The sequence below is a fragment of the Ancylobacter mangrovi genome (genome assembly GCF_024752335.1).
Classification (GTDB): Bacteria; Pseudomonadota; Alphaproteobacteria; order Rhizobiales; family Xanthobacteraceae; genus Ancylobacter; species Ancylobacter mangrovi.
In genome coordinates this window covers 127870-142653 of record NZ_JANTHY010000010.1, presented here as the reverse complement: position 1 = coordinate 142653, position 14784 = coordinate 127870, and the positions used below count along the sequence as shown (strand labels likewise).

General features: G+C 71.6%; 12 protein-coding genes. 5 read left to right on the top strand and 7 right to left on the bottom strand.

Annotated features, from left to right (window positions below; genetic code table 11):
- Together NVS83_RS20720 and NVS83_RS20715 are read right to left on the bottom strand one after the other, a co-directional pair.
- Positions 1-2061, bottom strand: coding sequence for an FUSC family protein (locus NVS83_RS20720; protein WP_258741061.1), 2061 nt, complete (start codon positions 2059-2061; stop codon positions 1-3).
- Entirely contained in the window at positions 2058-2522 is a 465-nt protein-coding gene (locus tag NVS83_RS20715; RefSeq protein WP_258741060.1) for a MarR family winged helix-turn-helix transcriptional regulator, read from the bottom strand. The genes NVS83_RS20720 and NVS83_RS20715 overlap by 4 nt, the downstream gene beginning before the upstream one ends.
- A gap of 243 nt (positions 2523-2765) precedes the next feature.
- Here NVS83_RS20715 and osmF point away from each other — a divergent pair, with 243 nt between their 5' ends.
- From osmF to NVS83_RS20695, 4 genes are all read left to right on the top strand, one after another.
- Positions 2766-3692 (top strand): glycine betaine ABC transporter substrate-binding protein OsmF, encoded by a 927-nt coding sequence (osmF, locus tag NVS83_RS20710; RefSeq protein WP_258741058.1) that lies wholly within the window; start codon positions 2766-2768, stop codon positions 3690-3692.
- A 91-nt stretch (positions 3693-3783) separates the two neighbouring features.
- The gene (locus tag NVS83_RS20705; RefSeq protein ID WP_258741056.1) at positions 3784-4968 is read left to right on the top strand and encodes an ABC transporter permease; all 1185 of its coding nucleotides are present in this window, start codon (positions 3784-3786) and stop codon (positions 4966-4968) included.
- Positions 4965-5897, top strand: coding sequence for an ABC transporter ATP-binding protein (locus NVS83_RS20700; protein ID WP_258741055.1), 933 nt, complete (start codon positions 4965-4967; stop codon positions 5895-5897). Before NVS83_RS20705 ends, NVS83_RS20700 begins: the two co-directional genes overlap by 4 nt.
- Positions 5894-6652 carry an ABC transporter permease gene (locus NVS83_RS20695; protein WP_258741054.1) on the top strand — a complete coding sequence of 253 codons (759 nt, stop codon included), beginning with the start codon at positions 5894-5896 and terminating at the stop codon, positions 6650-6652. Before NVS83_RS20700 ends, NVS83_RS20695 begins: the two co-directional genes overlap by 4 nt.
- Before the next feature lie 21 nt (positions 6653-6673).
- On the opposite strand, the gene NVS83_RS20690 is transcribed toward NVS83_RS20695, so the two are convergent.
- From NVS83_RS20690 to NVS83_RS20670, 5 genes are all read right to left on the bottom strand, one after another.
- A complete protein-coding gene (locus NVS83_RS20690; protein ID WP_258741053.1) occupies positions 6674-8050 on the bottom strand; it encodes an FAD-containing oxidoreductase in 1377 nt (458 codons plus the stop codon).
- 135 nt (positions 8051-8185) lie between these two features.
- Positions 8186-9337, bottom strand: coding sequence for a CaiB/BaiF CoA transferase family protein (locus NVS83_RS20685; RefSeq protein WP_258741052.1), 1152 nt, complete (start codon positions 9335-9337; stop codon positions 8186-8188).
- 7 nt (positions 9338-9344) lie between these two features.
- A complete protein-coding gene (locus NVS83_RS20680; protein ID WP_258741050.1) occupies positions 9345-10742 on the bottom strand; it encodes an MmgE/PrpD family protein in 1398 nt (465 codons plus the stop codon).
- Entirely contained in the window at positions 10739-12409 is a 1671-nt protein-coding gene (hutU, locus tag NVS83_RS20675; protein ID WP_258741049.1) for a urocanate hydratase, read from the bottom strand. The genes NVS83_RS20680 and hutU overlap by 4 nt, the downstream gene beginning before the upstream one ends.
- A 119-nt stretch (positions 12410-12528) precedes the next feature.
- Positions 12529-13437 carry a LysR family transcriptional regulator gene (locus tag NVS83_RS20670; protein WP_258733996.1) on the bottom strand — a complete coding sequence of 303 codons (909 nt, stop codon included), beginning with the start codon at positions 13435-13437 and terminating at the stop codon, positions 12529-12531.
- A gap of 102 nt (positions 13438-13539) precedes the next feature.
- Between NVS83_RS20670 and NVS83_RS20665 the strand changes: the two genes are divergently transcribed.
- Complete coding sequence (locus tag NVS83_RS20665; RefSeq protein WP_258741048.1) at positions 13540-14676, top strand: acyl-CoA dehydrogenase family protein; 1137 nt, start codon at positions 13540-13542, stop codon at positions 14674-14676.
- Positions 14677-14784 lie beyond the last annotated feature (108 nt).

The window sequence follows — 14784 nt, the reverse complement described above, 5'->3', positions numbered from 1 at the left end:
CTACTCCGCCGCTATCAGAGACGGGCGGCGCTCCGCCGGCACGAAATCCCCGGCCGGGCCCGGAACGCCCGGGAACAGCACCCGCCGCAGCCCGATGAGCGCGTCGAGCGCGCGCCGCGCCTCGCCGCTTCCGTCATGGGCGATGCGGCGCAACGCGGTGTCGAGCGCGTCGCACAGCTCCCCGGGCGGGGAAACGAGGCTGCGGCGCGCCACCCGGGCGCGGTAGAGGGCGGAGATGCCGGCCAGCACCGCGTCGATCGCCGCGCGCCCGTCTGGCGCAAGGCGCCGGCGCGTCTTCTGCAGCTCGATGATGTTGAAGCCCGAGCGCACCTCGGCGAAGCCGTCGACACCGGACAGCTCGCGGTCATCCATCGCCGCGAGGCGCGGCACGAGCTGGCCGAGCCGGTCGAGCATCCGCCCGGCGAGCTTCAGGTGGTCGTCGCGCCGCAGCCCCCCGGCGGTGTCCGCGAGGTCGGCCCAGCCGGCCCGCACCAGCCGGCGCGCGGCGATCTCGGCACCGAAGGGGCGCGTCGCCACGCTCCACACGAAGGCGAAGATGATGCCGGCCATCGCCGCCAGCCCCTGATTGACGAAGCTGCCGAAGTCGATGTCGTAGCGGTTCTGCAGGGCGACGAAGGACGCCGTGTTCACCGCCATCAGCATGCCGAGCATGGTGTATTGCGGGCGCGCGATGATCAGGCCGAGCACGAGGAACGGCGCGGCGAAGACCAGCACCAGCATCTCGAAATCGTGCACGAAGGGCAGGATCGCGAACAGGTAGATCGCCGAGACTATGAGGCTGACGCCGCTCCAGTTGGCCATGAAGCGGATGAAGGGCGCCGGACGGTCCATCGCCGCGAAGAACGAGCACGCCACCGCGGTCATCATCACCGCGCCGGCGCCGCCGGACCAGCCGGTGGCGATCCAGAACGCGCAGACCGCGAGCGTCGCCAGCACGCAGGAGCCGGCCGAGAACAGCATCAGGCCGAAATCATAGTGCCGCGCCGCGCCGACCACCTGGCGGTGGCGGAAGCGCGGCCGCCACGGGCCGGCATGCTGGCCGCGCTGGATGTCGGCCCGCAGCGTCAGGCAGTCGCTCCACACCGAGACGACCTCGCCCAGCCGGTCGAGCGCGCTGGCGCGCATCAGCGCGTCCCAGTCGCCCGGGGTCGCCGGGCGCAGCGCCTTCATGGCCGCGAGCAGCAGGTCGGCTTCGTCCGGGTTGGCGGCGTTCCGGCGCCCCAGCCAGTCGGCGACGCGGGCGAGCAGCGCGGCGAGATCTGCCGGCAGCGCGCCCTCCTGCGTCTTCAGCGCGTGCAGCCGATCGGCCAGCGAGGAGAGCAGCGGCAGCAGGATGAGCAGCCGGCCGCGCAGCTCGCGTGCATGGCGGACCACGTCGCGCGTCGCCGCGTCGTAGGAGAGCTGGCTGATGACCATGTCGAGGCCGGAAATGTCGGCAGCGAGCTTCTGGCGGCGCAGCGGCGTCGCCGGCAGCGCGCCCTCCCCGCGCAGGATCTCGCCGGCCCAGGAGGCGGCGTCGTCCAGCCAGCCGCTGATGCGCGCGGACAGCGCGGTCCCGACGCTGGTCGGGAAGACGACCGCGCCGACGACGCTGGCGCAGGTGATGCCGATGATGATCTCCTCGCTGCGGGCCAGCGCGACGTCGAAGATCTGGTCCGGCGCGCCGACCTCGGGCAGCGCGATCAGCGGCAGGCTGTAGCCGGCCAGCATGAAGACGTAGCTGCGCGGGGTGCGGTCGAGCATGGAGATGTAGAGCAGGCAGCCGGTCCACAGCGCCACGACGAGGCTCAGCAGCTCCGGCGCATTGACGAAGAGCGGCACGAAGAACACCGCCGCGGCCGCGCCCAGCAGCGTGCCGAGCGCGCGGTAGAGGCCCTTGGAACTGGTGGCGCCCGCCAGCGGATTGGCGACGACATACACCGCCGCCATCGCCCAGTAGGGGCGCGGCAGGTCGAACGCCAGCGCGATGTAGAGCGCGAGCATGGAGGCGAGGAAGGCCTTGCCGGAGAACAGCCAGTCCCGCCAGGCGGGAAGTGTCACGATGACACCTCCTCCGCCACGGGCACGGGCACGGGCGAATCGTCGAAAAGCTTCAGGACCCGGAGGGCGGCCTCGAGATCGGAGGCGCTGACGCCGGCGAGCACGCGGCTGCGCACTTCCGTGAGCAGGTCCTCGATGCGGGCGGCCAGCCGCTCGCCGGCCGCGGTGAGCCAGATGGTCTTGGCCCGGCGGTCTGTGGGGTCGTCGCGGCGCTCGATCAGGCCGGAGGTGGTGAGCTGGTCCAGCAGGCGCACCAGCGAGGGTCCCTCGATGCCGACATAGGAGGCGAGCGTCACCTGGCGCACGCCCCCGCCAAGACGGTGCGTCCACAGCAGCGGCGCGGCGCAGGCCTCGGAAATGCCCAGCGTCTCGAGTTCGCGCTCGGCGACCCGCCGCCACTGGCGGCCGGCCTGGAGGAGCTGCGCCGTCAGGGCGCGCCGGAGGGGTTCGATCTCATGCATGACTAATTAATAGGATACGAATTATTATCTTGCAAGCCTGCTTGTGGACAAACGTTCTTACGGTGTCGTGATCGAGGGCGTTCGAGGGCGGCGATCGGTCCACCGGGCGCATTTGCCGGCCGATCACGGACAAGTCCCTTCCCATGCCGGGCTGTTGTTGGAACAATCCGGGCGGTGCGTTCGTTCCCGCCAACCGGTCGGCATCGTGCCACCGTCCCGAACGACCGCTCCAGGGGGGATCTCATGATCACGAGCATTAACCGCCGCCGCCTCTTGCTTTCGCTCAGCGCAGCGGCACTGCTCCCGATGGGCGCGGCCTACGCCGCCGACCCCGTGGTGGTCGGCTCCAAGATCGATACGGAAGGCGCGGTGCTCGGCAACATCATCGCGCTGATTCTCGAGCATGCCGACATCCCGGTGACGCGGCGCCTGCAGCTCGGCCCCACCAAGATCGTGCGCTCCGCGCTGCTGGCGGGCGAGATCGACGTCTATCCCGAGTACACCGGCAATGCCGGCTTCTTCTTCAACATGGCCGACGACCCGGTGTGGAAGGACGCGAAGAAGGGCTACGAGGAGGCGAAGAAGCTCGACGCCAAGAACAACCTCGTCTGGCTCACGCCCGCGCCCGCCGACAACACCTGGGGCATCGCCGTGCGCGGCGACGTCGCCGAGAAGGAGAAGCTGGCCACCCTCGACGACTTCGCCCGCTGGGCCAATGACGGCGGCACGGTGAAGCTCGCCGCCTCGGCCGAGTTCGTCGAGAGCGCGGCGGCGCTGCCCGCGTTCCAGAAGGCCTACGGCTTCAAGCTCGCCGGCCCGCAGCTTCTGGTGCTCTCGGGCGGCGACACCACCGCCACCATCAAGGCCGCGGCCGAAGGCACGTCGGACGTCAATTCCGCCATGGTCTACGGCACCGACGGCGCCATCTCCGCGCTCGGCCTGAAGGTGATGCAGGACACCAAGCACGTGCAGCCGGTCTACCAGCCCGCGCCGGTGATCCGCAAAGCCACGCTCGATGCTTATCCCAAGATCGCCGAGCTGCTCGCCCCCGCCTTCGAGGGGCTAACGCTCGAGACGCTCCAGCACCTCAACGCGCAGGTGCAGCTCAACGGCATGGAGGCCCGCTCCGTCGCGCAGGACTATCTGCGCTCGAAGGGGCTGCTCGGGTGAGAGCGGCGGGGCGGCGGGAGGCCGCCCGCCGGCGTCGGGCGCTACCCCCCGCCCCGGTGCGGGCCCGGGCGGCGGCCTGACGATGTCGCCCTTGCGTTCAGTCCTGTCCTCGCGTTCGGGCCCGCCGGCGCTCGCCCTGCCGGTGCTGCTGGCCGCCTTCGGCGTGGCGGCGGCCCTCCTCGGCGGCTTCGTCGTGATCGCGCCGAACCGGCTGCTCTCCGGCACCCCGCTCGGCCTGTGGGCGGCGGCCGGCCCGGCCGGCACCGTCGCCGTGCTGGCGCCGCTGGCGGCGATGGCCGGCCTCGGCCTCGCGCGCGACTTTGCCCTGCGCCACATGCTGCTCGGCCTCGCCGCCGGGGCGCTGATGCTGGCCTCGACCGGCATCGCCGGCCATGCCGCCATGGTGCACGGCGCCGATGCCGGACCGCTGACCCGCGTCTCGCTCGGCGCCGGCTTCTGGTGCCTGCTGGCGGCGGGCTTCTTCACCCTCGCTGATGCGGTGGAGCGTGCGCGCACGCTGGCGCAGAAGGCGGTGCCGGTGCTCGCCACCGCGGCCGGGCTCTTCGCGCTGGCGGCCGGCGGCGCATTGTCCGAGCTCTCGCTCGCGCGCGAATTCTCGGTGCGCCAGCACGCCTATCTGAACGAGCTGTTCCGGCATCTCGAGCTGACCGGGGCGGGGCTCGTCGTCGCGGTGGCGGTCGGCGCGGCGATCGGCTTCATGGCCTATCGCCGCCCGAGCCGGGCGGGGGCGGCCTTCGCCGCGCTCGACATCGTGCAGACCATCCCCTCCATCGCCCTGTTCGCGCTGCTGATCGGCCCGCTGACGACGCTCACCGCCCTCGCCCCGGCGCTGCGCGGGCTCGGCATCGGCGGCATCGGCCCGTTCCCGGCGATCGTCGCGCTGGCGCTCTACGGCCTGCTGCCGGTCGCGCGCGGCGTCCATGCGGGCCTGTCCGGCGTGCCCCGCGCGGCGGTGGACGCGGCCCGCGGCATGGGCATGACGGGGCGGCAGATCTTCACCAGCACCATGGTCCCGCTCGCGCTTCCCACCTTCTTCCAGACCCTGCGGATCACGCTGGTCCAGCTCATCGGCCTCGCCACGCTGGCGGCGCTGATCGGTGCCGGCGGGCTCGGCACCTTCATCTTCCAGGGGCTCGGCCAGACCGCGAGCGATCTCGTCCTGCTCGGCGCGCTCTCCGCCATCGGGCTCGCGCTGCTCGCCGACCTCAGCCTGCGCGGCGTGGCGCTGGCGCTGTTCCGGAGGCCGGCGACGTGATCCGCTTCGACGCCGTCACCAAGAGCTTCGGCGGCCGCAAGGCGGTCGACGACGTGTCGTTCGCGGTCGAGCCCGGCACGGTGTGCGCGCTGGTGGGCACGTCCGGCTCGGGCAAGTCCACCCTGCTGCGCATGGTCAACCGGCTGGAGAACCCCGATTCCGGCCGCATCCTGTTCGACGGCGTCGACATCGCCGGGCTGGCGCCGGTCGAGCTGCGCCGGCGCATCGGCTACGTCATCCAGTCGATCGGCCTGTTCCCGCACTGGACGGTCGCCCGCAACATCGCCACCGTGCCGCAACTGCTCGGCTGGGAGCGCGGGCGCGTCGAGGCGCGGGTGAGCGAGCTGCTGGACCTCGTCGGGCTGGAGCCTGAGATCCACGCCCAGCGCTACCCGGACCAGCTCTCCGGCGGCCAGCAGCAGCGCGTCGGCGTCGCCCGCGCGCTTGCCGCCGACCCCGAGCTGCTGCTGATGGACGAGCCCTTCGGCGCGGTCGACCCGCTCACCCGGCGCAGCCTGCAGGAGAGCCTCGCGGCGATCCAGAAGCGCACCGGCACCACCGTGCTGCTCGTCACCCATGACGTCGAGGAGGCGATCCGGCTCGGCGGCACGATCGCCATGCTGGAGCATGGCCGGCTGGTGCAGGCCGGCGCGCCGGCGGCCGTGCTCGCCCATCCGGCCAGCGAGCAGGTGGCGCGCTTCTTCGGCGGTCCGCTGCTGGGGCTTCACCTGCTGCAGGTACTGAATGTCGGCGAGCGCACCGACTTCTCGGCCGCACCGGCCGCCGATGGCGAACCGATCCCCGCCGGCGCGACTCTGGAGGAGGCGCTGGCGCGCATGATCGCGGACGGCGTCGCGCATCTGCCAGTGCTGGACGCGGCGAACGGGCGGCGCGGCACGCTAAACCTGACGGACCTCGTCGGACGATGAGCTCTGGGCGATGGCGGGCCGGCCTTGTACGGCTGTTGGGGCGTCCGGTGCTGTGGGTCGGCGCGCTGTTCCTCGTCCTCACCTTCACCATGGACCGCATCGCGCCCCATCTCGGCTTCCTGTTTCCGCCCGGCACCCGGCTCGTCTACAGCCGGGCGAGCTTTCCCGAGCTCGTCGCCTCGCACGCGATGCTGACGGGGCTCGCCAGCCTGGTCGCGATCGTCGTCGGCCTCGCCGCCGGCGTCTTCGCCACGCGGCCGGCGGGGCGCGACTATGCGGCGACGCTGGAAATGCTCACCGCCGTCGCCCAGACCTTCCCGCCGGTGGCGGTGCTGGCGCTGGCGGTGCCGGCGATGGGCTACGGCGCCGCGCCGACCGTGCTGGCGCTGGTGCTCTACGGCGTGCTGCCGGTGATGGGCGGGGTGGTCGCGGGCCTGCGAAGCGTGCCCGCCCCGGTGCTGGACGCGGCCGACGGCACCGGCTTCTCGGCGGCGGGCAAGCTGTGGCGGATCGAGCTGCCGCTCGCCGCGCCCATCATCCTCGCCGGCGTGCGCACCTCGGTCACCATCGGCATCGGCACTGCGACCATCGGCTCGACCGTGGGCGCCCTCACCCTCGGCTCGCCGATCATCGACGGGCTGTCGGGCAGCAACCCGTCCTATGTGTTGCAGGGGACCGTGCTGGTGGCGCTGTTCGCCGTCACCGTCGACCTCGCCTTCGGGGAACTCGAGGCGCTCTACCACCCCCGCCGCTGAGCGAGCCGGGCGGAGCGTCTCTCACTCCGCCGGCTCCATGCCCTCCAGCAGGGTGGGAATGAGCTCGGACACAGTGGGGTGGATCGGCACCGCGCGCTGGAAGAAGGTCCAGGGCAGGTCCGCGTTCATGGCGTCGAGCAGGCCGTGAATGGCCTCGCCGCCGGTGCCGAGAATGGCGGCGCCGAGGATGCGCTGCGTCTGCGCGTCCACCACCACCTTCATGAAGCCCTGCGTCTCGGCCTTCTCCTGCGCCCGGCCGACCCGGCTCATCGGCCGCTTGCCGATCAGCAACGGCCGGCCGGTGGCGCGCGCCTGCGCCTCGCTCATGCCGACCCGCCCGAGCGGGGGATCGGTGTAGAGCGCATAGCCGGGGATGCGCTCGCTCAGCTTCCAGTCCTTCCCGTCCAGCAGGTTGGCGGCGACGATCTCGTAATCGTTATAGGCGGTGTGGGTGAAGGCGCCGCGCCCGTTGCAGTCGCCCATGGCGTAGACGCTGGGCACGCTGGTCTGGAGATGGTCGTCGACGGTGATGTAGCCGCGCTCGTCGGTCTCGATGCCGGCCGCCGCGAGCCCCAGATCGTCGGTGTTCGGCCGCCGCCCGATCGCCAGCAGGACGTCGGAGCCGGGAATCCGCGCCCCGCCGCCCGAGCCGTCGACATGCACCGCCAGCCCGTCCTCATGGCCGGAAAAGCTGATGCATTCGGCGCCGGTGTGCACCTCGATGCCCTCGGCCTCCAGGATCTCGCGGATCGCGGCCGATACGTCCTCGTCCTCCCGGCCGACCAGGCGTGGGCCCTTCTCGACCACGCTCACCCGCGCGCCGAAGCGGCGGTACATCTGCGCGAATTCGAGCCCGATATAGGAGCCACCGACCACCACGAGATGGGCCGGAAGCCGGTCCAGCTCCACCATGGTGCTGTTGGTGAGATAGGACACCTCGTCGAGACCGGGCATGTCCGGCACCGCCGCGCGCCCGCCCACATTGACGAAGATGAGCGGCGCGCTCAGCGCCTCGCCGTCGACCGTCACCTCGTGCGGACCGGTGAAGCGGGCATGGCCACGCAGCACGGTGCAGCCCTCCATGCCCTCGAGCCAGCTCTCGATGCCGGCGCGGCTGTCATGGATGATCTTGCCCGCGCGCGCCGCCACCGTCTTCATGTCGATGCCGGGCGCGCCCTTCAGCACCACGCCGAAATCCGCCGCCCGCTGGGCCATCCGCGCGGCATAGGCGCTCGCCACCAGGGTCTTGGTGGGGCGGCAGCCAGTGTTGACGCAGGTGCCGCCGAAATAGTGCCGCTCGATGACGGCGACGCGCTTGCCGGAAGCAGTCAGCCGCCCGGCGAGCGGCGGGCCGGCCTGCCCGGCGCCGATGACGATCGCATCGAAGGGGCGTGTCATCGCATTCTCCCTGCACGGCGGATCGGAGGACGAGCCACGGAGCATGGCGCGCTTCGCGCCATGTGGGCAAGCCCGCCGAGCCGAGCCGAGGCGCACGGGCACGCGCTCCGGTTTCCCCGCCGCGGGGCTAACCGCTCAGCGCGGCGCGACGTTCCCCACGATCTCGTCCGTGTGCTCGCCGAGCAGCGGCGCCGGGCGTATCGGGAGTTCGCCCGAGCCGAGGAAATGCACCGGCTGCGGCACCACGGGGATCGCGCCGGCCGCCGGGTGCAGCACGGTGCGCACCAGCCCGCGCGCCTTGGCGTGGGCGCTGGCGACCACCTGGTCAATCGTCAGGATCGGCGAGGCCGGCACCCGCGCGGCCTCCAGCGCCGCCACCGCCTCGGCGACGCCGCGCTGGCGTGTCCAGCCCTCGAGGATCGCCTTCAGCGCCGCCTCGTTGCCCTTGCGGGCCTGGTCGGTGGCGAAGCGTGGATCGGCTGCCAGCTCCGGCTGGCCGATGGCGGCGGCGAGGCCAGCGAACAGCGTGTCGTTGGCGACCGCGATGATGAGATGCCCGTCCGCCGCCTCGAAGCTGTCGAGCGGCGCGCTGATCGGGTGCGCGTTGCCGATCCGCCCGGGCACCTCGCCGGTGAACAGATATTGCGACAGCGCGGTCATCATGATCGAGAAGATGGAATCGAGCATGGCGATGTCGAGATGCTGACCGCGCCCGTCGCGCTCGCGCCCGTGCAGGGCGGCGAGGATGGCCCAGGTCGCCTGCAGACCGGCGATCAGGTCGCCCACCGATTCCCCGACCCGGTTCGGGCCCGAGCCCGCCGGGCCGTTCACGCTCATGATGCCGCTCATCGCCTGGGCGATGATGTCGTAGGCCGGGCGGTGCGAGAGCGGCCCTTCCTGGCCGAAGCCGGAGATGCTGGCATAGACCAGCTTCGGGTTGATGGCGGCGAGGCTCGCATAGTCAATGCCGAGGCGCGCGGCGACGCCGGGGCGGAAATTCTCGACCACGATGTCCGCGCCGGCGGCGAGCTCATGCACGGCGCGTCGGCCCTCCTCGCTCTTGAGGTCGAGCACCACAGAGCGCTTGCCGCGGTTGATCATCAGGAAATAAGTGCTCTCCCCGCCCGCCCGCGGCGCGAAATGACGCGCGTCGTCGCCGTCCGGGCTCTCGATCTTGATGACGTCGGCGCCGGCATCGGCGAGCAGGGCGGTGCAGAAGGGGCCGGCGAGCATGCGCGAGAAGTCGAGCACGCGCACGCCCGCGAGCGGCGGCGGCAGGGGAGCCATGGTCAGGTCAGGCCTCGTGGTTCAGGTCGTCGAACAGGTCGCGCAGGTTCGCTCGCGTCTCGATCGCGTCGAGGCGGGCGAGCAGCCGCTCCACCGCGCCGGGCGGCAGCAGGAGGCCGGCGCAGGCGCGGAACTTGGCGGCAAGCGCCTCGGGCGGCAACGGATCGCCGGCCGCGCCGCGCGGGATGGCGCGGAAGCCTTCGAAGACGCGTCCGTCGGCAAGCTCGACCCGCACCCGTGCCCCTTCGGGCGCGTGCCGGCGGGCCTCCTCGTCCCAGGAGGCGCCGGTGTGCATCTCCACGCGCTCCATCAGGGCGGCGATGGCGGGGTCGCGGATCACCCTTTCGTCGAGGTCGGACAGCGTCACATCGCCAAGCACCAGCGTGGCGGCGAGCGCGAAGGGCATGGAAAACTGCGCCTGCTGGGGCGTCGCCGGCCGGTCGTGAATGAGGTTGGCGACGATCACCGGCGGCACGTCGCAGACGATGCGCGCCACCTCCCCCGCGCCGAAGCCGTGCGCGCGCGCCAGCTCGGCCACCACGTCGACGCTGGTGTGGGCGGACAGGCACACCGGGATGCGCTTGACGTCGATGCCGGGGTCGAGGAGGCGCCAGCGCGTGCCTGGCTCCTCGAGCGCGCTCTCGTCGAACACGCCGTCGTTGAACAGCGCCGCGAAGCCGCGCAGATGGGTGGCGACGTCGGGCGGGCCGCTCGCTCCCTCGGCGGCGAGCAGGGCGGCGACGACGCCCGCCTCCGCGGCGCGGCCGGCGAGCAGCGGCTTGGCATCGGTGCCGAAGGCGGCCTTGGCCCCGCCCGCGCCGGCGAGCGCGATGCCGATGGCCGCGCCCATCGCCATCGCGTCGAGGCCGAGAAGCCGGCCGGCCGCGACCGCGGCGCCGACCGGGCCGAGCACGGCGGTGGTCCACCAGCCCTTCTCGTAGAGGCTCATCGTGGCGGCGGCGCCGAGCGCGTATTCCGCCTCCGACCCGGCGATGATGGCGTCGACCAGCGCCGCGCCGGACGCGCCGACCTGCTGCGCGACGGCGAGTGCCGCGGGCACGATGATCGCCGAGCCGTGCACCACGCCGGCATAGCAATTGTCATCGAAGTCGAGCGCATGGGCGGCGGTGCCGTTGGCCATGGCGGCGCCGGGCGGGGCGAGGCGAAGCCCGGTGCCGGGCACGGCCGCGGCACCCGGGGCACTAGCGAGGCCGGCGACGCGCTGCGCCTTGCGCGCGACCGGCGCTGTGGCGCCGGCAAGGGCGACGCCGAGCGTGTCCACCAGGCAGTTGCGCGCCACGGCCCGCACCTCGGGCGGCACCTCGCCCGGCGTGAAGCCGGCGCACCACTGCGCCAGCCGCCCGATGGCGGTCGAGCTCCCGATGTTGCTCGAGGCCCCGCTCACGGGGCGGACGAGGCCGATCGGGTCAGCCCTTCGCGCTCGACGGTGGCGATCGCTTCCTCATAGCCGGCGTCGGCATGGCGGAACACGGCAACGGAGGAATCGTTCGCCAGCACGCGGCGCAGGCGCCGGGCGGCGTCCTCGCTGCCATCCGCCACCACCGCGAAGCCGGCATGCTGCGAATAGCCGATGCCGACGCCGCCGCCATTGTGCAGCGACACCCAGGTCGCACCGCTGGCGCAGGCGGTGAGCGCGTTCAGCATCGGCCAGTCGGCGACCGCATCGGAGCCGTCCAGCATGCCCTCGCTCTCGCGGTTCGGGCTCGCGACGGAGCCGGAGCTGATGTGGTCGCGGGTGACGATGATGGGCGCGGCGACCTCGCCGGAGGCCACCATCTCGTTGAGCGCGAGGCCGGCGGCGACGCGGTCCTGCAGCCCCATCCAGTAGCTGCGCGAGGGCAGGCCCTGGAACTGGATGCGCTTCTCCGCCATGTCGATCCACCGGGCGAAGCTCGGATCGGCGACGATGCCCTTCAGCTTGCGGCTCGAATGCAGGATGTCCTGCTGCTCGCCCGACAGCGCGATCCAGCGGAACTGGGTGCGGCCCCGGCAGAATTGCGGGCGCACATAGGCGCTGATGAAGCCGGGGAAGTCGAACGCCTCCTCGACGCCGGCATCGCGCGCCATCTGGCGGATGTTGTTGCCGTAGTCGAACACGGGGATGCCTCGCGCGCGGAACTCCAGCATCGCCCGCACCTGCCGCGCCATGGTGTGCTTGGCGGCGGCGATGGTGCCCTCGGCGTCGGTCTCGCGCCGGCGCTCCCACTCGGCGATGCTCCAGCCGGCGGGGATGTAGCCGAACAGCGGGTCGTGGGCGGCGGTCTGGTCGGTGACGAGGTCGGGCAGCGTGCCGCGCGCGAGGATCTCCTCATAGACCTCGGCGGCGTTGCCGATGAGCCCGATGGAGAGCGCCTCGCCGGTGCGACGGGCTTCGGCGATCATCGCCAGCGCATCGTCGAGGCTGCCGGCCTTGCGGTCGAGATAGCCGCCCTGCATGCGCCGCTCGATGCGCTCCTCGCGCATCTCGATGGCGAGCACCGAGCAGCCGGCCATGACGCCGGCGAGCGGCTGCGCCCCGCCCATGCCGCCGAGCCCGGCGGTGAGCAGCCAGCGGCCGGAAAGATCGCCACCATAATGCTGGCGGCCGGCCTCGACGAAGGTCTCGAAGGTGCCGCCGATGATGCCCTGGCTGCCGATATAGGTCCAGGAGCCGGCCGTCATCTGGCCGTACATCATCAGGCCCTTGCGCTCGAGCTCGTCGAACACTTCCTGCGTCGCCCAGCGGCTGACGAGGTTGGAATTAGCGATCAGCACGCGCGGGGCGTCGGCATGGGTGCGGATGACCCCGACCGGCTTGCCGGACTGGATCAGCAGCGTCTCGTCCTGGTCCATCGCCTTCAGCGTGGAGACGATGCGGTCGAAGCATTCCCAGTTGCGCGCCGCCCGCCCGCGTCCGCCATAGACCACCAGGTCCTCGGGGCGTTCGGCGACCTCGGGATCGAGGTTGTTCATCAGCATGCGCAGCGGGCCTTCGGTCTGCCAGCTGCGGGCGTTGAGGGCGGTGCCGCGCGGGGCGCGGACGATCCGGCTGTTCTTGGTGGCGGCGGTCACGCAGGGCTCCTCATGCTGGTCGATCGCGGAGGGTCGACGAGCGGCACCATAGGAAGCGCATCGAATTAAGTGTACTAATGAATTTTCATATCTTGGATAAGATGAGTTTATTCAGAACGTCACGTCGCCCCGCGGCCGCGGAAGTAGTCCTTCGCGACGGTGACGAAGGCTTCGGCCGCGCGCGTCATCGGCGCGTAGGCCGAGGAGCCGATGATGACGCGCTGCGGCGGCACGCTTTCCACCAGCGGGCGGCAGACCAGCGGCAGGCCGTCATGGGAATGGTCGCCGAAGGGCCGCGTCACCAGCACGCTGTTGCCGAGGCCGTGGGCGACCATGCCGCGCACCGTCTCCAGCGAGGTGCAGCGCAGGAGCTGCTCGGGCATCGCCCCGGTCATGCGGAACAGCGACAGGAAATAGTCGCGGCTGTGCGGCAGGTCGATCAGCACGAACGGCTCCAGCGCCAGGTCGCGCAGCGAGACCTGCGCCGCGTCGGCCAGCGGATGATCCTTCGCCAGCAGCGCATAGGGCGTGAGCGCGCCGAGCGGGGTGCGGGCCATCTCGCCGATCGTGTCGAGGTCGTACAGCAGGGCGAGCTCGACCACGCCATCAGCGAGATCGCGGTGAAGCTGGTCGAGCGGCTCCTCGCGCAGGCGCACCCGCACGTCGGGATGGGCGGCGCTGAAGGCGCGCAGCAGGCCGGGCGCATAGGCGGGCGCGAGGGTGGAGAAGACGCCGATCTCCAGCTCGCCGGTGAGCCGCCCGTCCTTGGTACTGTCCATCACCGCATGGGCGTGGGCGAGCAGGTGGCGCACCTCGGCGAGCTTGCTGCGCCCGAACGGGGTGAGGTCGACCCCCTGCGCGTGGCGCCGCACGAACAGCTTCTGGCCGAAGCTCTGCTCGAGCTGGCCGATGGCGACCGAGATCGCCGGCTGCGAGACGTGGAGCGCCTCGGCGGCGCGCAGCGTGCTGCCGGCTTCGGCCGTGGCGACGAAATAGGTGAGCTGGCGCCAGGAGACGTTGATGGCCACGCGGTGGATTACCTTTATTTATTCAGATTATGAAAAGCCGATATTTTTATTAATTAAGGGAGGGTGTCAAGCTCGGGCCTTCCTTCAGTTGCCGAGCCGCTCATGACCCCGTTCTGTACCGACGACGACCTTGCCATTGCCGACGCGATCACCCGTTTCGCGGCGCAGGAGATCGCCCCGCGCGCGCAGGCGATCGACGCCGAGCGGCGCTTCGCCGGCGAGCACCTGCCGGCGCTGGCGGAGATCGGTCTCACCGGCATGAACCTGCCCGAGCAATGGGGCGGGGCGGGCGCCTCGGCGGTGGCGCTCTATCTCGCCGTCGAGGCACTGGCGGGCGCCTGCGCCTCCACCACCTCCATGCTGACCGCGCATTTCCTCGCCACCGACGCGATCCTGATCGGCGGGGACGACGCGCAGCGCGGCCGCTGGCTGCCGCCGGCGGCGGCGGGCACCAGCCTCGGCGCCTTCGCCCTGACCGAGCCGCGCGCCGGCTCCAACCCGGCCGACATGAGCACACGGGCGGTCCGCGAGGGCGACGCCTACCGGCTCAGCGGCACCAAGCACTTCATCTCCAACGCCGCCCATGCCGACTTCATCGTCGTGTTCGCGCTCACCGACCCGGCGGCGCGGGCGCGCGGCATCAGCGCCTTCGTGGTGGAGCGCGGCACGCCCGGCCTCGGCGTGAGCTCGCCCGAGCCGACCATGGGGCTGCGCGGCGGGCACGTGTTCGAGGTCCGCTTCGACGACTGCCTCATCCCCGCCGACTGCCGGCTCGGCGAGGAGGGCAGCGGCTTCCGCACCGCGATGAAGGTGCTCGACAACGGGCGGGTCGAGGTCGCGGCCACCTCCACCGGCATCGCCATGGCCGCGCTCGACGCCGCGCGCGGCTGGGTGCAGGAGCGCCAGGTCGACGGCGAGCCGATCGCCCGCTTCCAGGGCCTGCAATGGATGCTGGCGGACATGGCGACCGATCTCGAGGCGGCCCGCCTGCTCGGCCTGCGCGCCGCGCATCTGCGCGCCCGCCATGCCCACTTCTCGCAGGAAGCGGCAATGGCGAAGCTGTACGCGGCCGAGATGGCCGGGCGCGTCACCGATTCCGCGCTGCAGGTCCATGGCGGCTACGGCTACGCGCAGGACCTGCCGCTGGAACGCTATGTGCGCGATGCCCGCATCATGCGGATCTATGAGGGCTCGTCCGAGATCCAGCGCAACATCATCGCCCGCACGCTGCTGAAATGACAGCGCTGCTGCATCCCGCCCCGACCGGCACCCCTGCGATCTGCCTGCAAACTAGGCATGAGCGGGTGGATTCCTGCTCGATTTTGGATCAATCAGATCAAAATTTAT